This window comes from Neptunomonas phycophila (assembly GCF_001922575.1).
Taxonomy (GTDB): Bacteria; Pseudomonadota; Gammaproteobacteria; order Pseudomonadales; family Balneatricaceae; genus Neptunomonas; species Neptunomonas phycophila.
Genome location: NZ_MRCI01000002.1, coordinates 111,244 through 135,485 on the forward strand (window position 1 = coordinate 111,244; position 24,242 = coordinate 135,485).

At 48.3% G+C, this 24,242-nt stretch carries 24 protein-coding genes; 8 read left to right on the forward strand and 16 right to left on the reverse strand.

Features of this window, described 5'->3' with window-relative positions; all coding sequences use genetic code 11:
- Positions 1-41: 41 nt before the first annotated feature.
- Together lolB and BS617_RS14475 are read right to left on the reverse strand one after the other, a co-directional pair.
- Entirely contained in the window at positions 42-638 is a 597-nt protein-coding gene (lolB, locus tag BS617_RS14470) for a lipoprotein insertase outer membrane protein LolB (protein WP_075173695.1), read from the reverse strand.
- Positions 635-2,236, reverse strand: a complete 1,602-nt coding sequence (locus BS617_RS14475) for a tetratricopeptide repeat protein (RefSeq protein WP_170870367.1) — start codon at positions 2,234-2,236, stop codon at positions 635-637. The genes lolB and BS617_RS14475 overlap by 4 nt, the downstream gene beginning before the upstream one ends.
- A gap of 432 nt (positions 2,237-2,668) precedes the next feature.
- Between BS617_RS14475 and hemA the strand changes: the two genes are divergently transcribed.
- From hemA to BS617_RS14500, 5 genes are all read left to right on the forward strand, one after another.
- Positions 2,669-3,934, forward strand: coding sequence for a glutamyl-tRNA reductase (gene hemA / locus BS617_RS14480; protein ID WP_075173697.1), 1,266 nt, complete (start codon positions 2,669-2,671; stop codon positions 3,932-3,934).
- 3 nt (positions 3,935-3,937) lie between these two features.
- Entirely contained in the window at positions 3,938-5,020 is a 1,083-nt protein-coding gene (gene prfA / locus BS617_RS14485; protein WP_075173698.1) for a peptide chain release factor 1, read from the forward strand.
- A gap of 119 nt (positions 5,021-5,139) precedes the next feature.
- Positions 5,140-5,991, forward strand: coding sequence for a peptide chain release factor N(5)-glutamine methyltransferase (prmC, locus tag BS617_RS14490; RefSeq protein ID WP_075173699.1), 852 nt, complete (start codon positions 5,140-5,142; stop codon positions 5,989-5,991).
- Between the two features lie 15 nt (positions 5,992-6,006).
- Positions 6,007-6,759: a HesA/MoeB/ThiF family protein gene (locus BS617_RS14495; protein WP_075173700.1), complete on the forward strand. Its 753-nt coding sequence runs from the start codon at positions 6,007-6,009 to the stop codon at positions 6,757-6,759.
- Between the two features lie 36 nt (positions 6,760-6,795).
- Positions 6,796-7,218: a CoA-binding protein gene (locus tag BS617_RS14500; RefSeq protein ID WP_075173701.1), complete on the forward strand. Its 423-nt coding sequence runs from the start codon at positions 6,796-6,798 to the stop codon at positions 7,216-7,218.
- Positions 7,219-7,371: 153 nt separating this feature from the next.
- Here the strand turns inward: BS617_RS14500 and BS617_RS14505 are convergent, their stop codons facing one another.
- Together BS617_RS14505 and BS617_RS14510 are read right to left on the reverse strand one after the other, a co-directional pair.
- The gene (locus tag BS617_RS14505; RefSeq protein ID WP_075173702.1) at positions 7,372-8,385 is read right to left on the reverse strand and encodes a type I asparaginase; all 1,014 of its coding nucleotides are present in this window, start codon (positions 8,383-8,385) and stop codon (positions 7,372-7,374) included.
- Positions 8,382-9,785, reverse strand: a complete 1,404-nt coding sequence (locus BS617_RS14510) for an aspartate ammonia-lyase (RefSeq protein ID WP_075173887.1) — start codon at positions 9,783-9,785, stop codon at positions 8,382-8,384. Before BS617_RS14510 ends, BS617_RS14505 begins: the two co-directional genes overlap by 4 nt.
- Before the next feature lie 164 nt (positions 9,786-9,949).
- On the opposite strand from BS617_RS14510, the gene BS617_RS14515 reads away from it, so the two are divergent.
- Positions 9,950-10,765, forward strand: a complete 816-nt coding sequence (locus BS617_RS14515; protein WP_075173703.1) for a helix-turn-helix domain-containing protein — start codon at positions 9,950-9,952, stop codon at positions 10,763-10,765.
- On the opposite strand, the gene BS617_RS14520 is transcribed toward BS617_RS14515, so the two are convergent.
- Both BS617_RS14520 and BS617_RS14525 read right to left on the reverse strand, forming a co-directional pair.
- Complete coding sequence (locus BS617_RS14520) at positions 10,762-11,382, reverse strand: ankyrin repeat domain-containing protein (protein WP_075173704.1); 621 nt, start codon at positions 11,380-11,382, stop codon at positions 10,762-10,764. The genes BS617_RS14515 and BS617_RS14520 overlap by 4 nt on opposite strands.
- Before the next feature lie 12 nt (positions 11,383-11,394).
- Positions 11,395-11,913: a SixA phosphatase family protein gene (locus BS617_RS14525; RefSeq protein ID WP_075173705.1), complete on the reverse strand. Its 519-nt coding sequence runs from the start codon at positions 11,911-11,913 to the stop codon at positions 11,395-11,397.
- Between the two features lie 133 nt (positions 11,914-12,046).
- Here BS617_RS14525 and BS617_RS14530 point away from each other — a divergent pair, with 133 nt between their 5' ends.
- Positions 12,047-12,961, forward strand: a complete 915-nt coding sequence (locus BS617_RS14530; protein WP_075173706.1) for a helix-turn-helix domain-containing protein — start codon at positions 12,047-12,049, stop codon at positions 12,959-12,961.
- Positions 12,962-12,981: 20 nt separating this feature from the next.
- On the opposite strand, the gene BS617_RS14535 is transcribed toward BS617_RS14530, so the two are convergent.
- The 3 genes from BS617_RS14535 to BS617_RS14545 form a co-directional block, all read right to left on the reverse strand.
- Positions 12,982-15,330, reverse strand: coding sequence for an FdhF/YdeP family oxidoreductase (locus BS617_RS14535; RefSeq protein ID WP_075173707.1), 2,349 nt, complete (start codon positions 15,328-15,330; stop codon positions 12,982-12,984).
- Positions 15,331-15,350: 20 nt separating this feature from the next.
- The gene (gene fdhD / locus BS617_RS14540) at positions 15,351-16,361 is read right to left on the reverse strand and encodes a formate dehydrogenase accessory sulfurtransferase FdhD (protein WP_083610116.1); all 1,011 of its coding nucleotides are present in this window, start codon (positions 16,359-16,361) and stop codon (positions 15,351-15,353) included.
- Between the two features lie 97 nt (positions 16,362-16,458).
- Positions 16,459-17,361 (reverse strand): LysR family transcriptional regulator, encoded by a 903-nt coding sequence (locus BS617_RS14545; protein WP_075173708.1) that lies wholly within the window; start codon positions 17,359-17,361, stop codon positions 16,459-16,461.
- A 190-nt stretch (positions 17,362-17,551) separates the two neighbouring features.
- Between BS617_RS14545 and BS617_RS14550 the strand changes: the two genes are divergently transcribed.
- A complete protein-coding gene (locus BS617_RS14550; protein WP_075173709.1) occupies positions 17,552-17,743 on the forward strand; it encodes a CPXCG motif-containing cysteine-rich protein in 192 nt (63 codons plus the stop codon).
- Between the two features lie 4 nt (positions 17,744-17,747).
- Here BS617_RS14550 and BS617_RS14555 read toward each other — a convergent pair whose 3' ends face one another.
- From BS617_RS14555 to livH, 7 genes are all read right to left on the reverse strand, one after another.
- Complete coding sequence (locus BS617_RS14555) at positions 17,748-18,155, reverse strand: SMI1/KNR4 family protein (protein WP_075173710.1); 408 nt, start codon at positions 18,153-18,155, stop codon at positions 17,748-17,750.
- Between the two features lie 113 nt (positions 18,156-18,268).
- On the reverse strand, positions 18,269-19,429 hold the full coding sequence (locus BS617_RS14560; RefSeq protein WP_075173711.1) for a PilT/PilU family type 4a pilus ATPase: 1,161 nt from the start codon (positions 19,427-19,429) through the stop codon (positions 18,269-18,271).
- Between the two features lie 13 nt (positions 19,430-19,442).
- On the reverse strand, positions 19,443-20,372 hold the full coding sequence (locus BS617_RS14565) for an exopolyphosphatase (RefSeq protein ID WP_075173712.1): 930 nt from the start codon (positions 20,370-20,372) through the stop codon (positions 19,443-19,445).
- 178 nt (positions 20,373-20,550) lie between these two features.
- Positions 20,551-21,252 (reverse strand): ABC transporter ATP-binding protein, encoded by a 702-nt coding sequence (locus BS617_RS14570; protein WP_075173713.1) that lies wholly within the window; start codon positions 21,250-21,252, stop codon positions 20,551-20,553.
- 1 nt (position 21,253) lies between these two features.
- Entirely contained in the window at positions 21,254-22,021 is a 768-nt protein-coding gene (gene livG, locus BS617_RS14575) for a high-affinity branched-chain amino acid ABC transporter ATP-binding protein LivG (RefSeq protein ID WP_075173714.1), read from the reverse strand.
- On the reverse strand, positions 22,018-23,286 hold the full coding sequence (locus BS617_RS14580) for a high-affinity branched-chain amino acid ABC transporter permease LivM (protein WP_075173715.1): 1,269 nt from the start codon (positions 23,284-23,286) through the stop codon (positions 22,018-22,020). The genes livG and BS617_RS14580 overlap by 4 nt, the downstream gene beginning before the upstream one ends.
- Positions 23,286-24,212 carry a high-affinity branched-chain amino acid ABC transporter permease LivH gene (gene livH, locus BS617_RS14585; RefSeq protein WP_075173716.1) on the reverse strand — a complete coding sequence of 309 codons (927 nt, stop codon included), beginning with the start codon at positions 24,210-24,212 and terminating at the stop codon, positions 23,286-23,288. Before livH ends, BS617_RS14580 begins: the two co-directional genes overlap by 1 nt.
- Positions 24,213-24,242: the final 30 nt, after the last annotated feature.

Consider the following 24,242-nt stretch of genomic DNA (forward strand, 5'->3'; position numbering starts at 1 on the left):
GCTGTTTGGGTCAACCTATAATTTAGCAGTCTGGTCGTTTTTTAACCAGATTTTTGCCATGAACGGACAATAATAGTGATTACGAGTTCGCCACGGGTAAATACCACTTTGCCTGGAAGAGTTTGGTTGGCTTGTTCTAGGTAGCGATCGTAAGTGATATCCCAGCCTTGTTGCTGCAATATGGCAAGTTTATTGTCATCAAAAGTCGCGTCATAGGTGCTTCCTGGAGCAGGAATGCCTTTGATCCAATATTGTGCTTCACGTACTGGCAGAGCCCAGCCCAACCGTAAATCGAGTAACTCTTCTGGGGTTGCGGCTTGTAAAGGCGGCTCGTTGGGTATTTCTAAGGTAGCGTAGTACTGATCGCCGCTAATAGCCGCAGCGCCTTGGCCTAATGGACCTTTGAGGCGGATGTCGAATTCCTGGCCATTTTGCGCCCATGTTAGCGTCGCAGAGTTAGAGTCTTCAGCTGATCTGATACCGACTTTTCCGGTTAATAAGTAGTTTTCCAGTGCTAATGCTTGTTCTTGGTATACTTCCCAGCTAACCGCGTTACTCATGTTAGGTTTATTAGGAGCGAGGCTACAGCCTGTTAGAAAAAGAGTGAGAACAATAAGCGATACAACAGGTTTCATCATATACCTTTCAGTGCATTTTGAGCGTCGCTAAGGTGCGGGCTGTTAGGAAATTTTTTCTCGAGCTCAGTAAGTAGTGCGCGAGCTTGTTGTGTTTTTTGTTGAGCGGCAAGGACAATAACTAAATGGCTGCCCACTTCGGCATCAGAAAAGGATTGGTAGGCTTTGCTGAGATAGCTTTCGGCTTCATCTAAACGGTTGAGCTTATAAAGAACCCATCCCATGGAGTCGATAACCGCTGGGTCATTGGGCTTTAACTGAATAGCTCGAGAGAGTAGCTCATACGCTTCCTGGTAGCGCTGAGTGTAAAGCGACAACGTATAGCCTAACGCATTCAGCGCCATTGCATTGTCAGGGTCTTGTTCCAAAATAATGCGGAAGTCCTGTTCGGCGATTGGGAAATCTTCTTCAGGGAGCATCATGGCGCGCATGTAGCGTAAGTCCAGGTTATCGGGATAGAGCTCAACCCCTTGGTTCAGTTTATCAATTGCTTCGGCATTGAGACCGTGCTTGCGCAGCCAGTCTGCGTGAAGATTGATTAATATAGGAGCAATGGAAGGCTGTTGTTCAATACCTTGCACAATCGCTTCACTCACGCGCTCTTGGTTATCAATATTTTCCATTAAGCCGACGGCGCGGGTGTAAGCTTGGATAACGTTTTTGCCTTCATCTACCCGCAAATAGTTACGGATGGCAGCCTCGTTCCGGTTTTGCTGTTCAGCAATTAAGCCCAGATAAAAGTAGGGGGCCGTATTAGTGCTTTGTTTGATGATCTCACGGAGCATGGTTTCGCTATCATCAAGACGATTAAAGTCTAGAGCAAGCAGTGCTAAATAGAGCTGGAGTTGTTCATCATCAGGGTGATCAGCCATTAGCGTTTCGCTGAGTGCTAAGGCGTTTGCCGGGCGCTCCGCTTTGTACAAGGTTTGTACTTTTAACAGCTTGATTTGCTTGTTGTCGGGCTGCTTTTTGAGCAATCCGTTCAAAATAGCTAAAGCAGAGGTTGTTTTACCCGTTTCTCTTAGTAGATCCGCTTTTTGAATGCTCGCCTCATAGGCATCAGGATTGATGCTTAGTGCCTGAGTGAAACTCGTTAAAGCATCGCTTTTGAGTAGCGCTTGGCGCTGTAAAATACCCAACGTCAGCCATATATCAGCCTGTTGCGCATTACTGGCCAGTTGCTGTTGTAACGGCTCAATTAATGCTTTGGCTTGGGCTGGCGATAAATTCCGTGCTTGAGCGCTCATCAATAACAGTACTTGGCGGCCGTTATTACTCAATGCATTGTTGATGTAGGGAACGGCTTCTTCGAAGCGGCCTTGGTGCATAAATAGGCCCGCTAACAGCTCGTCGGGTTCCGATGAGTTTGGCTCGTACTTAGCCCAAATCTTTGATGCCTTTTCTAGCCCTTGCGTGTCTTTATTAAATTGAGCGATGCGTGTGGCACGGCGGATGATAGCCGGATCGCCGGTTAACTCAGCCTGCTTAAGATATTTTTGAAAAGATAAGTCATACGCTTGGTCATGGCCCGCCAATTCGGCAACCAGTAAATCAAACAATGTTTCGCCATTCAGTTCGCCACGCTGGTATGTGGATGGCACAGGGGCGTACTCAAGAGAACTCGGTGGGTGGCTAGGTGTTATGCTGCAGCCTGATAAAACGCCGGCAGCAAGAGTAACTAAAATAAAAGCATGTTTAAGCACAGTGAATTGTTGATCCAGAGTAATTAGGTTCGAATCAGGCCACTAACCAGCGCAGCCATGCAGTATGGCACGCTATGGCAATTGTTTTGACTACAGTTTTGACTATAGAGTAATTGAATAGCCCTTGTCACCGGGTGATACATGGTTAATTTGTCACTGCGGCGCAATAAAGGTTCCCTGATCCTTGATATAGACCAATATCATTACGTTTGTCGCGTATTTAATGCGCTTTCAGTACTAAAATAGCAAGGTGTAGTTTTAAGTTTTACCGCAAACAGGTGTATGATGACGCGCTCGTTATCCTAAGCTATGTAGTCCTAATTATTTTACATGTCTCTTCTTGCGCTTGGTATCAATCATAAAACCGCCTCTGTTGATGTCAGGGAGCGTGTAGCGTTCAGCCCTGAGCAGTTAGCTGAGGCGTTGTCGCAGGCGCGTGCCAGCGCACGCGTAAAAGAAGTAGCAATTTTGTCCACGTGTAACCGCACTGAACTTTACTGCTCGACCGATGAAAAAGGCATACAGGCTATACTACAGTGGTTAGGTAATTATCACGGCGTATCGGATAACGATTTGGAACAGTGTGTTTATGCACATTGGGATGATGAAGCCGCTCGACATATGATGCGCGTTGCCAGTGGGTTAGATTCGTTAGTATTGGGCGAGCCTCAGATTTTAGGCCAGCTTAAGTCCGCTTATACGCTATCACAAGAAAGTGGCTTTTTAGGTTCTGAGCTTGGCCGGCTGTTTCAGCAGACCTTTTCCGTGGCCAAAAAAGTGCGTACCGACACCGCTATTGGCGAAAACCCGGTGTCTGTCGCTTATGCTGCGGTGAGTTTGGCGCAGCATATATTTTCGGATTTAGGTGATAGTCGCGCTCTACTAATTGGTGCCGGTGAGACAATCGAGCTTGTTGCTAGACACCTCCACAATGCGGGTGTTAAAGAGATTACCGTAGCCAACCGAACACTCAACCGAGCGCTCGATTTGGCTAATGAATTTAATGGTAAGGCTATTTTGCTCGGTGATATTCCCGATGCTTTGCCGCAGGCCGATATCGTGATTGCCTCGACCGCTAGTCAGTTGCCGATTTTAGGTAAAGGTGCAGTCGAAAATGCGTTGAAAAAACGCAAGCACCGGCCAATTTTTATGGTAGATATTGCCGTACCTCGCGATATCGAATCGCAAGTAGCAGATCTTGATGATGTTTACTTGTACACGGTTGATGATTTACGTGAAGTCATTGAAGAAAATCAACGCTCGCGTGAAACCGCTGCTCGTGAAGCGGAAGATATTATCAACCAAGGCGCGCACGAGTTTATGCGCCAATTGCGTTCGTTAGCGGCTGTCGATACCGTAACTGATTTGCGCGGGCGCTACGAAAGCATCCGCGATCAGGAGGTCGCTGCCTCCTTAAAACAGATTGCCAATGGCAAGCCAGCTGAAGAAGTCTTAGCTCAAATGGCACGCCGTTTAACGAACAAAATGCTGCATCATCCGACCATTCAAATGCGCAAGGCAAGTGCCGAAGGGCGCACCGAATTGTTGGATGCAGCACATACGCTATTTAACCTGTCTGAACCGGACGAAAAGTAACTGATGAAAGAGTCTATCCGGGCCAAGTTAGAAAAACTGGCCGACCGTTTTGAAGAGCTCTCAGCCTTGCTGAGTGACGCCGACGTAATTACAGATCAAAATAAATTCCGAGAGTACTCCAAAGAGTACGCGGAGCTTGAGCCGGTTATTCAGTGTTTTCAAGCGTATCAGCAAGCCGAAAGCGACTTTGCTGATGCCGAAGTTATGATGGAAGACAGTGATCCGGACATGCGTGAGATGGCGAAAGAAGAATACGCCAACTCTAAAAAAGCCATCGAAGAGTTGACCGATGAGCTGCAAATTCACTTATTACCAAAAGACCCCAATGATGGCCGTAATGCTTTCTTAGAGATCCGAGCAGGTACAGGCGGTGATGAAGCGGCAATTTTCTCTGGTGACTTGTTCCGTATGTACTCCAAATATGCGGAAACGCAGGGCTGGCGTGTAGAGATCATCAGCGAAAATGAAGGTGAACACGGCGGTTATAAAGAAATTATTACCCGTGTAGTGGGGCAAGATGTATTTTCGCGCTTAAAATTTGAGTCCGGCGCGCACCGAGTGCAGCGCGTTCCCGAAACCGAATCTCAGGGCCGAATTCATACCTCGGCGTGTACGGTTGCCATCATGCCCGAAATGGACGAAGCCGCCGCTATCGAGATCAACAAGGCGGATTTGCGCGTCGACACTTACCGCGCCTCCGGTGCGGGTGGTCAGCATATCAACAAAACAGACTCTGCTATCCGTATTACGCACATACCTACGGGTGTTGTCGTGGAATGTCAGGAAGAGCGCTCGCAGCATAAAAACCGTGCCAAAGCCATGGGTCTACTGGCTTCACGTTTGCAAGCAGCCGAACAAGAGCGCAATGCAGCCGCACAAGCATCAACACGTAAAAGCCTTGTTGGTAGTGGTGACCGCTCCGAACGCATACGTACCTACAATTATCCACAGGGCCGTATTACGGACCACCGTATTAACCTCACACTTTACAAGTTAGATGAAGTGATGGAAGGCAAGTTAGACGACGTGATCAATCCGTTGCTGCAAGAATACCAAGCAGAGCAGTTAGGCGAGCTAGCCGAGTAAGCATAGCTCACCGTAAGCGAAGATTGCATGAAAAATGCCCTGAGGCTCCAAACCACAGGGCATTTCTCGTTATCGGCTCTGGGTAGCCGTTATCGTATATCGCTAAAGCACGAGGCATTATGAGCATTACCATCAATGAGGCACGAGCGTTACACAAACGCTTAACCAGCGTAAGCGATTCGCCTGAGGTCGATATCGATTATCTGCTGTGCCATGTATTGCAAAAGCCTGCGAGTTATTTACGTACGTGGCCAGATAAAACGCTTAGCCATGAGCAGGAAGCCGCTTTTCGTGCCTTGTTGTTGCGCCGCCAAGCGGGTGAGCCTATTGCCTATATTTTGGGCTACCGAGCCTTTTGGGACTTTGAGCTGGCTGTCTCCAAAGATACCTTGATCCCACGAGCAGATACCGAGGTCTTGGTAGAAACCGCCTTGCGTATGCTGGACCCGCTAACGGCCGTACCACAACGTGTGCTAGATCTAGGCACCGGGACTGGCGCTATTGGATTGGCCTTAGCCAAAGAATGCCCTGCATGGGCGGTGGTGGGTTGTGATCTTATGCCGGGTGCCGTTAAGCTGGCCCAGCATAATCAAGCGCGCCTAGGGGTAACGAATGTCTCGTTTGTTCAAAGCAGTTGGTTTGAAGCTATCGAAGGGCGCTTTGACCTTATCGTAAGCAATCCACCCTATATAGATCCAGACGACCCACATTTAAGCCAAGGGGACGTGCGCTTTGAGCCGCTCACTGCATTAATAGCGGATGATCAAGGTTTAGCGGATATACAACATATTGCCGAGCAAGCAACTCACCGGCTAAACCCCAATGGCTGGCTCATGTTCGAGCACGGTTATGATCAAGGCGATGCCTGTCGGCGCCTATTAGTGCGTTTAGGGTATCAGCAGGTCGAAACGGTTAAAGATTACGGCGATAATGACCGTGTAACGCTGGGGCAATGGCTAACATCGGCCTAAAAAATAGGAGAGCGTGTGCTTAGTGACAATCAACTTTTACGCTACTGCCGACAAATTATGCTGGGCGATGTGGACATAGAAGGTCAACAGCGTTGGCTAGATAGCCGTGTCTTAATTTTAGGCGTGGGCGGTTTAGGAAGCCCCGTGGCCATGTATTTAGCCGCGGCTGGAGTTGGGCATCTTGTATTGGTCGATGATGATCAGGTTGAAATGACCAACCTACAACGTCAAATTGCACACAACACCGCCAGTATCGGCCAGAGTAAAGTAGAGTCGGCGGCTGCCACCTTGGCACAGATTAATCCGGATATCGAGGTCACTACTCGTGCCGAGCGACTAGATGAAGCGGCCTTAATGGAACAGGTGGCTAATGTTGATCTGGTTGTGGATTGCACAGATAACTTCACCACGCGTTTTATGCTTAATCGCGCCTGTGTTGCGCATAAAAAGCCCTTAGTGTCTGGCGCAGCCATCCGCATGGAAGGGCAAATCTCCGTCTATCACCCCGGTGTTGAGGGTAGCCCTTGTTATCAATGTTTATATAAAGAAGGCGAAGACGAGGCGCTCACTTGCTCTGAGGCAGGCGTGCTGTCGCCATTGGTGGGCATTATTGGCTCCATGCAAGCATTAGAAGCCCTCAAAGTCCTTGCCTCCATAGGGACGCCGCTCATTGGGCGTCTGCTATTATTAGATGCGAAACACATGGAATGGCGATCACTGAAACTTAGCCCCGACCCCGAGTGTCCAACGTGCCAATCTGGGCAATAACACCACACTACAACGAATAAGAGCGATACACTTTTTATGTCAGATTCAGAGACAATCCGTCAGGTACTCGAAAACACAAAAACCATCGCCCTCGTCGGTGCTAGTCCAAAGCCGCACCGTGCTAGCTATCAGGTTATGCAGTATTTAATGCATCAAGGCTACGACGTGTATCCCGTTAACCCACTTAAAGCGGGCGATACCATTTTAGGTCGCTCGGTCGTCAGCACCTTAGACGAAGTCCCCGTCGCCATTGACATGGTCGATGTATTTCGAAACTCCGTCGATGCAGGGGATGTTGTTGACGATGCAATCCGGGTTGGAGCCAAGTCAGTGTGGTTACAGCTTGGTGTCATCAACGAACCCGCGGAGGAGCGCGCTATCGAGGCGGGTTTGGCTATCGTGATGGACCACTGTCCAGCCATCGAGATACCTAAGTTAGGGATAGCGCCCGTTGCTTAACGTGTATGGATCAACATCCGTTACAAACAGAAGGTCTGAACGATTCTAAATAGCCCCGTCGGCCTCCTTCCACAAAGTCTAAAAAAGCAAAAAAAAGCCGGTATATGAGCGTACCGGCGAAGGCTTAAAACTGTTTATACCAAAGCTGGCGTGCTATGCGTTGCTGAGCTCGCCACATATTGATTGTGTTAACTGACTTCGGATGGCTTCTTGGCTCATGCCGCTGGATAGTAGGACCGTCAATTTGGTAAACGCGGCTTCGGCGGTCATGTCGGCTCCGGCAATAATCCCCAATGCATTCAGTGTTTCTCCCGTAGCGTAGGCGCCTTGGATAACTTCGCCGGCATGGCAGAGGGTAATGTTCACAATAATAACCCCGCGCGCACTGGCGGTGGCGAGTGATGCCATGAGGTGTTCGTTGCTATCGGGCGGGTTGCCTGCTCCAAAGCTGCTCATCACTACGCCTTTTACCGTTGGATCAAGTAAGGCGGCGTCTATCACGGCATTGCTAATTCCGGGGTATAGCACCAATTGCGATACGCTTGGAGTTAATGTGGGAATGATAAAATCTTTTGGCTTAGCCGGTAGCGCGGTGATGGCGCGGTATTCTATATCGATACCGGCATGGCCGATGGGCTTGCAGCTTGGGCTATCGAAGGCACGCAAAGCCGAGGTGTGGACTTTCGTGGCTCGGTTGCCGCGCAGCAGTTGGTTGTCGAATAACACGCACACTTCGTGAATGCGCGGTTCACGTGCAAAAGCGACGGCATTCAGTAAGTTGTTGGTGGCGTCGCTACGGGGCTGGATAAGCGGGATTTGAGATCCGGTTAAGATCACGGGCTTGTCTAAGCCGTTGAGCATAAACGACAAGGCTGAAGCGGTGTAGGCCATGGTGTCTGTGCCGTGCAAGATAACGAAACCAGCGTAGTCGTCGTAGTGGTCCGAAATAAGCTTAGCAAGATCAGTCCAATGGTGGAGTTGGATATTGGCGCTGTCGATTAGCGTGTCTAGTTCGATCATATCGAAGGGTGCTAATGTCTTATATGCCGTGCTGTTTAGCGACGTTTTAACCAGGTCTGCGAAGTGGCTCTGTGGCTTGTAACCTGCATCGGAGGGCGCCATACCGATGGTGCCACCTGTGTAAATAATGAGTATTTTGGATGTCATACTAAGCTGTCCATCGGGTGTAGCATGGCTGAGGGCGAGAGCAAGCGGTTGAGTGTTGCTTCATCCAGCAGGTTTTCTTTGAGTATTAGCTCGCCCACGGTAGAGCGGGTTAGCAATGCGTTACGAGCAATACGTGAAGCATTATCATAACCGATATAAGGCACCAATGCGGTGATCATACCAATACTGTCTTTTACTTGTTGCTGACAGTGCTCTTTGTTAGCGCTAATACCGCGAATACAGCGATGGTCCAGCATGTAAATAGCGGAGGTTAGCATCTTCATGGAGTTGAGGATGTTGTAAACGATAACCGGCTCCATGGCATTGAGTTGCAGTTGACCTGCTTCGGCGGCCATAGAGACGGTCAGGTCGCTGCCCATAACTTGAAAGGCCGTTTGGTTTACGGCTTCGGGTATAACCGGGTTTACCTTGCCCGGCATGATAGATGAGCCAGGTTGCATAGCCGGTAAGTTAATTTCATTAAAGCCTGCACGGGGACCACTGGATAATAAACGTAAGTCGTTGCAGATTTTAGATAGCTTGATAGCCAAGCGCTTTTGTATGCTCGACATGGACACAAACGCGCCCATATCCGAGGTCGCTTCCACTAAGTTACTGGCGGGTACAACCGGGAGTTCGCTAATGCGCGCTAGGTGCTCAATGGCAATTCGCGAGTAATCTTTATGGGTGTTAAGCCCTGTCCCTATGGCCGTTCCACCTAAGTTAACTTCACAGAGTAAGTTGCAGACTTCACCAATGCGTTGGATGTCTTCGCCTAATGTGACTGAGAAAGCTTTAAATTCTTGGCCAAGCGTCATGGGGACAGCGTCTTGTAGCTGAGTGCGGCCCATTTTCAGTACGTCTGCAAACTCCTCGGCTTTGGCTTCTAGGCTTTTGTGGATGGAGCGAAGTGAGTGCAGCAAAGCACGAGTGCTCAGCACGATGGATAAACGCGCGGCGGTTGGGTAGGCATCATTGGTTGATTGCGAGCGGTTTACATCGTTGTTTGGGTGTAAATATTGATATTGGCCCTTTTCGTAGCCCATGATCGATAGTGCTAAATTGGCGATCACTTCGTTGGCGTTCATATTGGTTGAGGTGCCTGCACCGCCTTGAATCAAATCGACGACAAATTGGTCATGTAGCTCGCCTTCGCGAATCCGTTGGCAGGCTTGTTTAATCGCCTTGTATTTAGCGGGCGGTAGCTCTCCGAGTTCAAAGTTGGCTTCGGCGGCGGCTTCTTTGACCATTGCTAAGGTGTTGATCAGGTCTGGGAAGTGGTGAATAGGGACGCCGGTAATATTGAAATTACGCAAAGCCCGGAGTGTTTGAATGCCATACCACGCCGAGTTTGGAAGGGATTCGTCGCCTAAAAGATCATGTTCAAGCCGCGTTGTCATACCAGTATTTATACCCATGTCAGTCGGTAAGCCTAAGTGCGTTACTGACTAAAATTTAAACATGACAAGGCAGCATCACTCTATTACGCAGAATGGGAAAATGGTATGCTTTTTGATGCTTTAAGTGCATCATAGTGCATCACTAAGGGAGCTGGGTTAACGGTATGTATCAAGATTTATCAAGTAATCTTAAATTGCTGTGTAGCTATTATGATTCGATTGCCCAAGTATGTCGGGAGTTGGATATTAATCGTTCGCAATTTAACCGTTATTTAACAGGACGTTATAAGCCTTCGGCGAGCACATTGCGTAAATTGTGTGATTTTTTTGGTGTGGAAGAGTACGAGTTGATGCTGCCGGCACCTCAGTTTGCTCGTTTGATTCAAGTGCGCCCGCGTCCATCGGCCGAGCCTGTAGCATCACGCATAGAAAATGAGCATTTGGCGCTGTTGCACAAAGCGAGCGGTACGCAAATGGATAAATATTTGGGGTATTACTTTGAGTATTACCTGTCTATGGCTGTGCCGGGCAAAATACTCCGTAATTTGATTTGCATCGAGAAGCAGAACGACGGGGTTTTTTATCAACGCACCGAGCGACTGCGAGAGTCGGCGACTGATCCGGCTTATCATAGTAAATATCTTGGGGTTGTTGTCTTTTTAACGGACCGGATTTTTATGGCCGATTACGAGTCGTTAGCCACTAACGAAGTCACTGAAACCATACTGATTCCTAGTTATAAAAACCGCATCAACCGGCTTAATGGTTTGCGCTTAGGTGTCCCTGCCAATGGCGTGCGCACGCCAAGTTGTACACGCGTGGTGATGGAGTATTTGGGCGCTCAGGTGGACGTGCGTAAAGCGCTGGGGTTGTGCGGTTTGTATCATTTAGATGATAAAGCGATTGATGATTCGATCCGCGAAGCCGTTAAAAATGATATGCAGCCGGGCGAATGGCATTTTAGAGCGCGTAGCTCCTAAGGCCCTAACATCATGAGGCGAATTCGACGATCCTCGGCGCAACGCGTTAGATAGGCTTTTAACTCTTCATCTAAGGTTGTTGGCCATTCGTCAGGAAGCGGAGCACCCGAGCTCACTAAAAAATGCATGAGTTCGCGGTTGTTGCTCGCCAAGGCGTACTGTAATGCGCTGTTACCTTGGCTATCAACAAGGGTGAGATCCACACCGTATTGTTCTAACCGGTTAAGGTGTAGCATCAGCTCTTTCTCTGGACAATGGTCAAAGCACGCTTTAACTGTGGCTAGCCCTTGAGGTTTGGCGCCCCCTTTCATGAGGAGTGTGATAAGGGCTAGCCGTTGGGCGGGCTGCTGCAGCGCTAGCACGAGTAGGGATTCCTGCTTAAGCCCTGTTTGGTTGGGGTTGGCTCCGGCATTGATTAACTGTTCTACTAACGTGGGCTGCTGTGCGGCGATACTGAGTTCTAACAGCGAAGGGGTGTTGGCTCTGGGTTGATTAAGCCAATCGGCATCGAGTTTAGGGAGTAGTTTGAGTAGGGCAGGTAGATCTCCCGCTTCTATGACGCTGATTGTTTTGTCGATGCGTTGTTGTGAAATATGTCGCTTGATCAATGAGAGCATAATGTAAAGTAACTAGCCTTTGTGGAGCTTGGGGTAATCAAACCAAAGAACTGAACCGCTTGCACTGCATACCGATGACCATTGAGATACGGTAAGCGATAGGTGCATGATGCCACAGGTTGGGAATTTAGTAAGTGTCTCGGCTGTGAGTAATTCAATGAGCTGATGCATTCCTGGGTTATGACCAAAGAGCATCAAGTGTTGATGCTGGTTATCTTGTCGTTGTATCACGCGTAAAAGCGCCTCGGGTGTTGCCTCGTACAGGTCATCTTCTAGCACAAGCGAGAGGTCGGGCTGTACTTGGCGTAACTCTCTATGCACGGCTTTGGCTGTGGCTTGTGCGCGGGTTGCTCCACTGGTAATACACAAGCTAGGGCGTAAGTTGCGCTGGATAATTCTTTCCGTCATTTCAGGTAAGTTGCTATAACCCCGTGCGTTAAGAGGGCGGTAATAATCTGCCGTATTAGGGTTATCCCAGCTCGATTTGGCGTGGCGAATAAGTGTTAAATGAAACGGCGTCGATGCTTTCATAGAGGACCTGATATTAATAGGGTACGCTGTGGTAAGTTTATACGGGCTACCCGTATGATGAGATGAATAAATAGTAGGTTGCTAGAAGGCCAACATTACTAGCCATGTTATCTTTAAGAAAGGACTAGATACGATGTCTGCCGAAAAAATTTCGACCAGTGCGTTGGCTAAGCGTCGAGGTGTCAGTGTTAAAGCCGTCTTTGCTGAGCTATCCCAACGAGGATGGATTGTCCGGCTGAACGAGCAATGGGAGCTGACAAATGCTGGACGGCAGCAAGGTGGCGAGGTCGTATCCAGTGAACGTTTTGGTCAGTATATTGTTTGGCCCGATTCGTTGGCGATTGATGAGCCGGATGGGTTACCGGCGTCTACCGTGCTTCCCGCTCGCTCGCACGTGACAGTTAGCCAGTTAGCTGAGCCGTTGGGGATTTCGCCTGCGCAGCTAAATACGGTGCTGGCCGAGTTACATTGGATAAAAAGAGCAAAGCCCAAAGGGTGGGAACTAACGCACCACGGGGCTTTTTATGGTGGTTTAGCGCGCGAAACAAAAGACAACATCCCTTACGTTATTTGGCCTGATAACCTGCTAGAACAACCCGTGTTGAAGCATTCTGTGGGCGTAGTAGCGGGAGAATTGAGCTCCATTTTGCAGTTAGATCGCACTTATCATGCAGATTACCCAGACTTTTTGCGAGCTGAGCAGCAGCAAGCGGCTAATTTTTTATCGCTAGACGGGCATGCCCATCGTTACTTGATGACTCAGCGTGTTGATAATTGGTTGTATTTGGCTGGGATTAATCATGCGATTAATCGTAGTTTGCCGTTTGATATGACGCTGGTATCCGATTTTTATTTGCCTGATGTTGGCGTGTACATTGAGTGTGTGGATCGCTCTCGTGAGGCTGACTACCTTAAGTTTATAGACACTAAGCGTCAGCGTTACAAAAAAGCAGGCCTAACGCTTATTGAGTTATCCGAAGCGGATACGCAGCAGCTTGATGCGGTACTGCCGCGTCTACTCAAGCCATTGGGTGTTGAGTTTTCTTAGCTTATTTGTCCTAACACATGCTAAATAATACGTGCGGATTCATACGCTTGTATTTCTACCGCTATGCTTTTTGAGGTAGGGGTTGCGCTAAAATCTCCCACACTGTCGAGCGGGACCAATGGGTTAGTTTCTGGATAGTAAGCGGCCACATTACCAGCTGGAATATCGTAGGGGACTAATTTGAAACCGTCTATTTGGCGAGTTTCGCCATCGTCCCATAATGATCGAATACTGACGCTTTGGCCGTCTGCAAAGCCTAGGCGTTGTATGTCGGCTTCGTTAATAAATATCACTTTGCGTTCGCCTTTTATACCACGGTATCGGTCATTCATGCCGTAAATGGTGGTGTTGTATTGATCATGTGAGCGCAGGGTTTGCAATATGAGTGTGCGTTCTGTGAGTTGAGAAGCTGCTTTATCAGGCAGTATGCTGGCGGGCAGTGCATGGCTGTGGATAACAGCTTTGCCCGTTTGGGTTTTCCACACAAGGTCGCGCGCACTGTTACCTAAGTAAAACCCGCCCGGTTGGGCGATTTTTTCGTTGAAACCTTCAAATCCGGGGATGACTTGCTCGATCAGATCACGAATACGTCCATAATCTTCGGTTAACGCTGACCAGTTGACGAGCTGGCTTTTTGGGCTGTTTGCGAATGTTGCTGTGGCTAATGCTGCAATGATAGCCGGTTCAGAGCGCATTTGATCTGATAGCGGCTCAATAACACCACCGGAAGCATGCACCATGCTAAACGAATCTTCTACGGTGACCTGTTGTGGGCCACTTGCTTGGTGGTCAATGTCTGTGCGTCCCAAGCAAGGCAATATAATGGCGTTTTTTCCAACCGCTAAATGCGAGCGGTTAAGCTTAGTACTGATCTGCACAGTGAGCTCGCAGTTTTGTAAAGCGGCATGTGTGACCTGTGTATCTGGTGTCGCGGCAGCAAAGTTGCCGCCCAGCCCAATAAACACCTTACTGCGGCCTGATCGCATAGCGCGGATGGCGTCGATAACGGCGTGGCCTGCTTGGGTGGGGGCTTCAAAACCAAACACTTCACCTAAGCGGCTTAAAAAGGCAGTGCTAGGGTTTTCGTTGATACCCATGGTGCGGTCGCCTTGTACATTGCTGTGTCCGCGAACGGGGCAGGCACCAGCGCCAGGTTTGCCTAAGTTGCCGCGTAAGGCGAGCAGGTTGATAATTTCGTGAATGGTCGCTACTGAGTGTTTATGCTGTGTGATGCCCATTGCCCATGTACAGATAACGCGCGGTGCTTGGGCGTAGAGGGTAGCGGCGTGTTCTATTTCGGGTTGGCTTAAGCCCGATTGCTCCACAATACTTGTCCACGGAGTTGCATTAACTATAGCTAAATAATCTTCAAGTCCGACGGTGTTTGCTGTTAAGAAAGCGTGATCAAACACTGCTTCTGAGCGCTCTTGCGCTTCGTGTTCCAATGCGAGTAAGGCTTTTACCATGCCGCGGACTGCGGCCATATCGCCACCTATTTTAGGGCAAAAGTAGTGTGATGATATCGGCGTTGATCCGTTGGTTAGCATCTGGACGGGACTTTGCGGGTTTTGGAAGCGCTCTAACCCACGCTCGCGTAAAGTATTAAAGCTTACAATGGGCGCGCCGCGCTTGCTGACTTCCCGCAGCGTTTCTAGCATTCGGGGGTGATTGGTCCCAGGGTTTTGACCAAAGACAAAAACGGCGTCGGCCTGCTCAAAATCGTCTATTTCAACGGTGCCTTTGCCGGTACCTATACTGCTGGTTAGGGCATATCCACTGGCCTCGTGACACATGTTAGAGCAATCAGGGAAGTTGTTCGTGCCAAACAACCGGCCAAACAACTGGTATAGAAAAGCGGCTTCATTACTTGCACGGCCTGATGTATATAGCTCGAGTTCATTAGGCGAACCTAAACGGTTAAGGGTATTAGCAATGGTGGTGAATGCGTCTTCCCAACTGATAGGCTCATAATGATCCGTTTTCGCGTTGTATTGCATTGGGTGAGTTAAACGCCCTTGGTACTCTAGGTAATAATCGCTTTGAGTGCTTAACCAGCTAACGCTGTGCTGTGCGAAAAAGTCGGGTGAAACGGTTTTAGAGGTAGCTTCCCAATTAACAGCTTTAGCACCGTTTTCGCAAAACCGGATTTTGCTGTTATCGTGTTTTTCTCCCCATGCACATCCCGGACAATCAAAACCTTGTGCTTGGTTGGTTTTAAGCAAAGTATGGATATTACGAACGGCGTTTTCGCTTTTAAGCCAGTGCTGAGTGGTGCTTTGTAAGGCTCCCCAACCACCGGCTGGGCCTGTGTAAGGGGTGAAATACGCTGTTTTAAATGAGTGTGTTTGTGTTGCCTTTTGCGTGGACATGGGGTGTTCCTTGTTAGGCCTTAAGACACGATGCTTGGGTGATTGTCAGTGCATTTAGTAGATGTGTACCTATCAGAAAAATAGCGAGGTTTACCATGGCGCGGTATGTGGATTAGGCTGAGTCCGTAGCGTCGCGCTTGCTGAACCGCTAGCGCGCTAGGCGAAGCCAAATGGATTAATGAGTGAATGCCGGCGCGAACGGCTTTTTGGATAAGCTCGGTACTGCAGCGGCTGGTCATTAACACGCTAGTGCCGGTGAGCTCTTTTTGGTGCTCTAGCGCCCAGCCTATAATTTTATCAAGGGCATTATGACGGCCTATGTCTTCGTGGCTGGTGAGCACGGTTCCATGCTCATCTATTAAAACGGCGGCGTGTATAGCGCCTACTTGGCGGCCTAAAACCTGGTAAGTCGATACATTATCGCGAAGGTGTATGAGCTGTTCAGCGTTGAGATTCGCAAAAGCGCTGTTATCAGGTAGTGGTTTCAGTGGTGGTAAGGCATCAGCTAATGATGCAGTTCCACATAAGCCGCAGCCTGTAGAGCCTTTACGAGCGGTTTGTTGTTGCTTGTAGGTATGTAATGCGCGAGGGCTAAGTACGATGTCTGCCGTTATACTGTGTATGCCGTCATAAATAATTGGATCTACGCGTAAATCGCGTATGTCCTGCAATGAGCTAATGATCCCTTCGCTATAGGCAAACCCCATTATAAATGATTCGATATCAATGGGCGTTATCATCATAACCGCATGAGCAAGGCCGTTAACGGTAATAACGAGCGGCATTTCTTCGATTAAATCGACGGATAAATCTTCAAAAGAGTCGCTTGGATTGTTAGCGGTGTAGGCTTCCCTGTATAGGGTTGTTTGATACCCATGACGATTACATGGCAACCGTTGAGCTTGGTTGCTCGATGAGGGCTGCTCGTCACAAGGTGTTGAGCAAACAGTTGCCGCTTGGGTTGTTTCTTGATTATTTGCATGGCTTTTCAGGTGTTTAGATTCTGGCCAAGCAAGATACACGGGGCTCATAGTGGTTGATCATTATTTGATGATGTGTCCTTTAGAATAGGCCTGTCAGCTCTTGGCGTCCAATCAAGGTTATAGATCTGTTGATAGATATGGTCTATCAATAGGTGGTTTTCAGCATTTGTAACAAGGCAAGTGCGAGTCCATTGGGAGTGCTTTGGTTACGACAGCTAACAGCAGCAAGCGCAGGTTGCGGTAAAGCGGTTTCCATCGGAGCTATCATTAAATGGTCGAGCATAGGACTGTTAAGCACAGGTAAGGGGACTAGCGTGCAGCAAAGGCCTTCGTTAGCGGCTTCGATTAGGTGTTCGACGGCATCGGATTCGATCAGTGGGGTCAGTGTTACCCCTTTAACACTGGCGGTGCGATCGATACCTTGTCTAAACCGCATCGCCGGACTCAGCAAGCCGAGAGGGATGTTGGCTAGTGCCGACCAGGGTAATCGATGCGGTGCCGGTAAGTTTGAGTCTTGGTCAAAATGAAAGTACTCAGGGTGGTATAACAAGCCGATATCGGGTTGCCCTAAAGGGTGCACGATAAAGCGTTCGGACTCTACTTGAGCTAAGTAAGTCAGCCCGACGTCCAGATGATTACTGGTTAGTTGCTCAATGATCTGCTCGGAGCTTAGGGAGTGTAATTGGAAGCGTAGTTGAGGAGACTGTTCTGATAAGGCTTTGAGAACAGGCATGAGGTGTACATGGCTTAGGGGCACAATACCAATGCGTAAAGTGCCGACTAAAGAGCCTTTTAAACGGGCCGCTTCGGATTTCAGCCCATCAAAAGCACTGATGGTTTGTTTGGCCCACTGTAGTAATCGCTCGCCTTCGGGCGTAAAGCCTTCGAAGCGTTGCTTTCGTTTGATCAGTGTAACGCCAAGCTCTTCCTCTAAATTACGAAGCCGCATGGATAACGTCGGTTGTGTTACACAGCAAGCGTCGGCTGCTTTGCCAAAATGACCAAGGCGTTCTAGGGCGCATAAAAATTGTAGCTGCTTAATATCCATAAATGGGTGTCGCCTTTAGGCTCGCTGTGTTGAGCGTGATTGATACTGTCGATGATAAGAAGAGATGAAGGCATTGCCAACCCTAAGCGCAGCGCTTGGCGATAAAAATTAGACCTACAGCGTGGATCTAAATTGGGCAAAGGCTATCAGAGTGAGAATAGGGTAAAAAATTAAATGAAGAGGTAAGTTAATGAGCTTTTTAGATGAACAAGAGATTGGATGCCCGTATTGTGGAGAGCGTATTACGGTATTGATTGATCCAACCGATTCGGACCAGCAATATATCGAAGATTGTCAGGTGTGTTGTCGCCCAATCGATTTTTTTGTATCCGAAACCGAAGAGGGCGATCTACAGGTGCATGTGCAGTCAGAAAATGAGTGATGCGTTAGCTTTGCATCCACACTTTCTCGACCCAATCCCAGATGTTTTCCCACTCTTGTTCGCCAAACTCTTCGGTTTCGCGTTCCCAAAAACTAATCACACCTTCGCTAGACATCGCGTAGTAGCCATCTGGTGTTTCGCACACAGGGATAACATCGCGTGGTAAACCAATAGACCATGCGGTTGCCGTAACTTCAGGAAGGTGAGTATGCGCGTGCGGGTCTGTAACCGTAACAGGGGTAAGCGTGCCCACCACTACATCGCTTGCTTCTAAGAGGTACTCTTTAAAATCGGGTGGTATGCCAATGAGCAATTCTTCTTCTATTTCGACTAGTTGATCGTCATCTGGTAATTCGATTGAGCCAAATCGATCGAGATTCATAGCGCGAAGTTCATCGATAATATCGTTCATGAGCAGTCACTCGGGCAGAGATTAAAAAGAAGTATTAAATGAAGCGAGAATGTACCGCAAGCACTAACACGATGCCAGCGTTTGCGGTGAGTGGTCTAGATAAACAGTGAGGCTTAGCGGAAAATCGAGTTGATTGGATCGGTTTCGTCTTCGTCGGCTTCGGGTTTTTTGTCTTCTTCTAAACTTAAATTGAGGCCTGGCGTTGTGTTTTGACCTTCTTTGCTGAGTTTAATACGAAGGCGCAGGTTATTCGGCGAATCGGCATTTTTGATAGCCTCTTCCTCTGTAACGCGGCCTTCTTTCACTAGCTTGAACAAAGCAGAGTCAAAGGTTTGCATACCCAATGCTTCGGACTTTTCCATTATTTCTTTTATACCGTCAATATCCCCTTTGAGGATCAGCTCTTGAATAGTGGATGTGCCGATAAGTATTTCTATAGCTGCCGCACGCTTGCCATCAATAGTTGGGACTAACCGTTGTGAGACGATTGCACGGACATTTAACGATAAATCCATTAAAAGCTGGTTGCGCTTTTCTTCAGGGAAGAAATTGATAATCCGGTCGAACGCTTGGTTGGCGTTGTTTGCATGCAAAGTGGAAATTGCTAAGTGTCCGGTTTCTGCGAAAGCTAAACAATGTTCCATTGTCTCACGGTCGCGTATTTCGCCAATGAGGATCACATCGGGTGCTTGGCGCAGGGTGTTGATCAAGGCATTGTGAAAACTGCGAGTGTCCACACCGACTTCGCGCTGGTTAACAATCGACTTTTTGTGCGAATGAACAAACTCGATAGGGTCCTCAATGGTGATGATATGACCGCCGCTATTGGTGTTGCGGTGATCAATTAATGCCGCTAACGAGGTCGATTTGCCAGAACCTGTACCGCCCACAAAGAGGATTAGCCCACGCTTAGACATGATGACATCTTTAAGCGTATCCGGTAGCCCTAAATCTTCCATGCGCGGAATATCCATTTTGATATTACGCGCGACGATGGCGACGTCGTTACGTTGCTTGAAGATGTTGAGTCGAAAGCGTCCCGCTTTTTCAACTGTGATTGCGAGGTTCATTTCTAATTCGTGATGAAATGTCTCGCGTTGTTCTTCATCCATGACCGCTAAAGCGATTTTCTCAATATCACCGCGTTGGTAAACATCCCGTGACAGGGGTTTTAGGACGCCTTGAAACTTGCCACAGGGCGGAGCGCCAGTGGACAAATAAAGGTCTGAACCATCATGCGCTGCCAGTTTTTGCAGGCATTCATAAAAATCCATGTGCGCGCTTTCCTTAGCCGTCTTCGTTGATTTGTTTGATCAGTGCTTCGAGAGTTGCTTGGGCTTTATCGTTATCAACTTGGCAAGTGCCCGCAGCATGATGACCACCGCCATTATAACGCAGCATAAGTTCGCCTACATTGGTTTGCGAGTTACGATCAAAGATCGATTTACCCGTCGCGAATACGGTATTTTGTTGCTTTAAGCCCCACAGTACATGGATAGAAATATTGCATTGCGGGAATAACGCATAAATTACAAAGCGGTTGCCGGCATAAATCGTATCTTCGTTACGTAAATCTAAGACGACTAAGTTTCCGTGCACAGTGGCGCAGCGTTTAATTTGTTCTTTGCATTTGGCTTCATGTTCAAAATACAGCTCGACGCGCTCTTTCACATCGGGAAGAGTCAGGATTTCATCGATATTATGGTTCTTGCAGTAGTCGATAAGGTCCATCATTAACTGGTAGTTAGAGATGCGAAATTCGCGGAAGCGCCCTAAGCCGGTGCGCGCATCCATTAAAAAGTTAAGCAGCTCCCAACCTTTAGGGTTTAGCACTTCTTCTTGGTTGTATTGAGCCGAATCGCCTTTGTCGACGGCTTCCATCATTTCGTCCCATGCTTTAGGGAATGAAGCATGGCCACCATAGTGACGCCATACGACACGTGCTGCTGATGGTGCGTCCGGGTCTATGATGTGGTTATCGGCTTGCTCGTTACGGATAGTTTCGGATAAGTGGTGGTCGAAAGAAATATGTGCACTAGCAACGTAAGGTAGGTTGGTCGTGATATCGTCCCCGGTTATCTCGATTTTCCCGTCTTGCATATCTTTAGGGTGTACAAATTTTATATCGTTTAATAGATGTAGATGCTTCAGTAAAACAGCACACACTAAGCCATCAAAGTCACTACGGGTTACAAGTCGAAACTGGCGATCAGACATACCTTAATCCTTTTCATGTTTGTTACATTGAACATTTATGTATGAAACATTCGTTTTATTAACAGAGTATAGACAAGGTATCGGCAAGTGCTGGCGGATTTTGAAGTTAGTTGGGCAGAAAATAAAAAAGCCACCTGCTAGGCGGCTTTTAGAGGGTTCGAGGGCAAAGGAAGGGGCATTACCCTCCCAAATACGCTTGGCGTACGGCTTCATTGGTGAGTAACGCGTCACCCGTATCGCTGAGCACTACACGGCCGTTTTCGAGCACATAACCCCGATCAGCTATGCGTAATGCTTGGTTCGCGTTTTGCTCGACCAAGAAGATAGTCACTCCTTCGTTGCGCAGCTGTTCGATGATGTCGAAGATTTGCTGGATGATGATAGGCGCTAAGCCTAATGACGGCTCATCTAGCAGGATCATTCGTGGCTTACTCATCATCGCGCGTCCAATAGCGAGCATTTGTTGTTCGCCGCCAGACATGGTGCCGGCGCGCTGGTTGATTCGTTCGCGTAAGCGGGGGAACAGTTCCAGTACATGTTCTAACGTTTCTTGATACTCGGCCTGAGAGCGAAAATAAGCGCCCATGTGCAGGTTTTCTTGAACAGTAAGGCGTGAGAAGACTCGGCGGCCTTCGGGGACAACGGCTAGCCCTTTGCGCATAATGGCAGGTGTATCCATTTTGCTGATGTCTGTGCCGTCAAACTCGATCGTGCCGGACGTTGCGCGCGGATCGCCGCAAATAGTCATCATCAAAGTGGTTTTGCCGGCGCCATTGGCTCCAATGAGAGTGACTATCTCACCGGTTTTGACGTCAATAGAGACGTCATGCAGCGCTTGGATTGGCCCATAATGTGTATTGATCTTGTCGATTTTTAACATGTTAGGCTTCTCCTAAGTATGCTTTGATAACATCGGGATTGTTGCGGATGTCATCGGCATTACCATCGGCGAGTGGTGTGCCTTGAGCGATTACGTAAATATGATCCGAAATGCCCATGACTAGACCCATATCATGCTCGATTAAGAGTACCGAAATGTCGTGTTCGTCACGTAGCTTGATGATGAGTTCATCCAGTTCTTTTGTTTCGTTGGGGTTGAGGCCAGCAGCTGGCTCATCCAACAGTAACAGCTCGGGTTGAGTCACCATACAGCGTGCAATCTCTAAACGACGTTGCTGGCCGTAAGAAAGGTTGCCTGATTCACGGTTAGCAAACTGTAATAGATCGACTTCTTCTAGCCAGTGGGCGGCACGGTCCATCGCTTCTTGTTCAAGGCGTTTGTAAGATGCGGTTTTGAATAGACCCGATAGCAAATTGGTATTGAGATGGCGATGCTGTGCAACCAGCATGTTCTCGATGACTGTCATTTGCTTGAATAGCCGCACATGCTGGAAGGTGCGTACTAAACCTTGGCGAGAGATTTGAAAGTCTTTTTTGCCCGCTATTTCTTTCCCTTTGAACATGACGCTGCCGCCTGTTGGGATGTAGAAACCGGACAGGCAGTTAAACACGGTTGTTTTACCTGCTCCATTGGGGCCGATAACCGACACTATTTGACGTTCTTTTACGTTCAAGTTCACTTTGTTGACGGCAACTAGCCCACCAAACTGCATCATTAGCCCGTTAACATCTAATAATAACTGGCTCATGATTTCACCTCCGTATCATTTAAAGCGAGGTGCGGGCGTTTCATTGGAACTAGGCCTTGAGGGCGCCAACGCATCATTACAACCATGAGTAATCCAAATAACAGCATGCGGTATTCTGAAAATTCACGTGCTATCTCAGGCAGTATTGTCATGATAATGGCGGCTAAAATAACGCCCACTTGTGAGCCCATACCGCCCAGTACCACAATGGCCAAAATGATAGCCGATTCAATGAAGATGAAGGATTCAGGGCTGATAAAACCTTGGCGAGCCGCAAAGAAGGAACCAGCAAACCCAGCTGTTGATGCGCCTATAGTAAATGCTGATAGCTTGATTGCGGTGCGGTTTAGGCCTAATGATCGACATGCGATTTCGTCTTCGCGTAACGCTTCCCATGCGCGACCAATCGGCATGCGAATAAGGCGGTTGATAACGAAGATGACAAAAGCCACTAATACAACAGCAATGAGATATAGGAAGATAACCTTGTAGCCGCTACTGTAATCAATACCAAAGAACTCGTGGAAGGTCTGTCCGTCTTCGGAGGCTCGTCGGCTAAACTCAAGGCCGAATAACGTTGGTTTTTCGATACCGGAGATACCGTTGGGTCCGCCGGTGATCGATGTCCAGTTATTGAGTAGGATACGAATAATCTCACCGAAGCCAAGGGTTACAATCGCTAAGTAGTCTCCGCGCAAGCGCAAAACAGGAAAGCCCAGTAAAAAGCCAAACAATGCTGCAAGCCCAGCGGACAGGGGCAAACAGACCCAAAACGATAACCCTAAATATTCGGAGCATAATGCATAGGTGTAAGCACCAACAGCATAGAAGGCGACATAACCTAAATCCAACAAGCCTGCGAGCCCGACCACAATGTTTAGGCCTAGACCTAACATGATGTAAATAAGCGTTAAGGTTGCAAGGTCAACAGATCCACGCGAAACCATGAAAGGCCAAATCACCATGCCAATGAAAAGAGCGGCAATCAGCCAAGGCTTTAGTGTATCTACCTTCTGCCCTTTGGGCATTAATGCATGTAGATTAGGCTTAGGCACTTTACCAAACAGGGCATCTACCTGCTCTGAAAAAAGCTGCGAAAGAAAGACCAAACCAATGCCTATGCCTATCAATGTCCAGCGTTCTGCAGAGGCACCTTCAACGGCTAGGAACGTCCCCTCAGATTGAAGTGTGACACCAAGCATTAAACACGCGAGGATAAAGGCAACCCCTGCGGCGAAAATCGCATTATAAAATTTACTAGCCATTAGACTTTTTCCACCTCCGGCTTACCTAATAAACCACTGGGGCGGAATAGAAGAATCAATACTAAGAGGCCAAACGAGACAACATCTTTATATTCGGAAGGGAAGTAGGCCGAGGTTAATGCCTCAGTAACCCCTAAAATTAGTCCCCCCAACATTGCGCCGGGAATAGATCCGATCCCGCCGAGTACGGCAGCGGTGAAGGCTTTTAATCCTGCCATAAAGCCGACAAATGGGTTAACTACGCCGTAATATAAGCCTAGCAATAAACCTGCAATGGCAGCTAATGCGGCACCAATAATAAAGGTCAGCGCGATAATCCGGTTAGTGTCGATGCCTAATAGGTTGGTCATGCCAATGTCTTCGGAGCAAGCACGGCACGCGCGACCCATTCGGGAGCGGGATATGAACAAGGTTAAGCCTGTCATGCTAATGACGGTCACAGTCCATATGATCAGCTGCATGTATGAGAACGACACCTCGAATACGGAAGGGTCTCCAAATGTCCAACCGCCCGTGATTTGCGGTGGTAAGGCTACATCACGTGAGCCTTGAGCAAGAACCACGTAGTTTTGAAGAAAAATGGACATGCCAATAGCAGAAATTAGGGGAATAAGCCGATTAGATCCGCGTAAGGGGCGGTAGGCAACACGCTCAACAGTCCAACCATAGGTGCTCGCTATAATAACGGCCACGATTAGTGCAACTAGTAGGATAATCGGTAAGCCAACTAGCCCCATTCCTAATAGTCCCGCGATCACAATAAAACTGATGTAGGAACCGATCATATAAATTTCGCCATGAGCGAAGTTGATCATGCCAATAATGCCATACACCATGGTGTAGCCAATGGCGATTAATGCGTATGTTGAGCCAATTGTTAGCCCGTTAATTATTTGTTGTAGTAAGTATAAAAACGTTTCAGACATAGGGGAACCGTATAGTGAAACACCCCGATC

Coding starts and splice junctions, on each gene's coding strand:
- livH (WP_075173716.1), bottom strand. CDS start 24,212: ATGTCTGAAACGTTTTTATACTTACTACAACAAATAATTAACGGGCTA.
- BS617_RS14520 (WP_075173704.1), bottom strand. CDS start 11,382: ATGCTCTCATTGATCAAGCGACATATTTCACAACAACGCATCGACAAA.
- BS617_RS14560 (WP_075173711.1), bottom strand. CDS start 19,429: ATGGATTTTTATGAATGCCTGCAAAAACTGGCAGCGCATGATGGTTCA.
- hemA (WP_075173697.1), top strand. CDS start 2,669: ATGTCTCTTCTTGCGCTTGGTATCAATCATAAAACCGCCTCTGTTGAT.
- BS617_RS14500 (WP_075173701.1), top strand. CDS start 6,796: ATGTCAGATTCAGAGACAATCCGTCAGGTACTCGAAAACACAAAAACC.
- BS617_RS14580 (WP_075173715.1), bottom strand. CDS start 23,286: ATGGCTAGTAAATTTTATAATGCGATTTTCGCCGCAGGGGTTGCCTTT.
- BS617_RS14505 (WP_075173702.1), bottom strand. CDS start 8,385: ATGACATCCAAAATACTCATTATTTACACAGGTGGCACCATCGGTATG.
- BS617_RS14545 (WP_075173708.1), bottom strand. CDS start 17,361: ATGGATATTAAGCAGCTACAATTTTTATGCGCCCTAGAACGCCTTGGT.
- prfA (WP_075173698.1), top strand. CDS start 3,938: ATGAAAGAGTCTATCCGGGCCAAGTTAGAAAAACTGGCCGACCGTTTT.
- BS617_RS14570 (WP_075173713.1), bottom strand. CDS start 21,252: ATGTTAAAAATCGACAAGATCAATACACATTATGGGCCAATCCAAGCG.
- livG (WP_075173714.1), bottom strand. CDS start 22,021: ATGAGCCAGTTATTATTAGATGTTAACGGGCTAATGATGCAGTTTGGT.
- BS617_RS14565 (WP_075173712.1), bottom strand. CDS start 20,372: ATGTCTGATCGCCAGTTTCGACTTGTAACCCGTAGTGACTTTGATGGC.
- lolB (WP_075173695.1), bottom strand. CDS start 638: ATGATGAAACCTGTTGTATCGCTTATTGTTCTCACTCTTTTTCTAACA.
- BS617_RS14535 (WP_075173707.1), bottom strand. CDS start 15,330: ATGTCCACGCAAAAGGCAACACAAACACACTCATTTAAAACAGCGTAT.
- BS617_RS14515 (WP_075173703.1), top strand. CDS start 9,950: ATGTATCAAGATTTATCAAGTAATCTTAAATTGCTGTGTAGCTATTAT.
- fdhD (WP_083610116.1), bottom strand. CDS start 16,361: ATGAGCCCCGTGTATCTTGCTTGGCCAGAATCTAAACACCTGAAAAGC.
- BS617_RS14550 (WP_075173709.1), top strand. CDS start 17,552: ATGAGCTTTTTAGATGAACAAGAGATTGGATGCCCGTATTGTGGAGAG.
- prmC (WP_075173699.1), top strand. CDS start 5,140: ATGAGCATTACCATCAATGAGGCACGAGCGTTACACAAACGCTTAACC.
- BS617_RS14555 (WP_075173710.1), bottom strand. CDS start 18,155: ATGAACGATATTATCGATGAACTTCGCGCTATGAATCTCGATCGATTT.
- BS617_RS14510 (WP_075173887.1), bottom strand. CDS start 9,785: ATGACAACGCGGCTTGAACATGATCTTTTAGGCGACGAATCCCTTCCA.
- BS617_RS14525 (WP_075173705.1), bottom strand. CDS start 11,913: ATGAAAGCATCGACGCCGTTTCATTTAACACTTATTCGCCACGCCAAA.
- BS617_RS14530 (WP_075173706.1), top strand. CDS start 12,047: ATGTCTGCCGAAAAAATTTCGACCAGTGCGTTGGCTAAGCGTCGAGGT.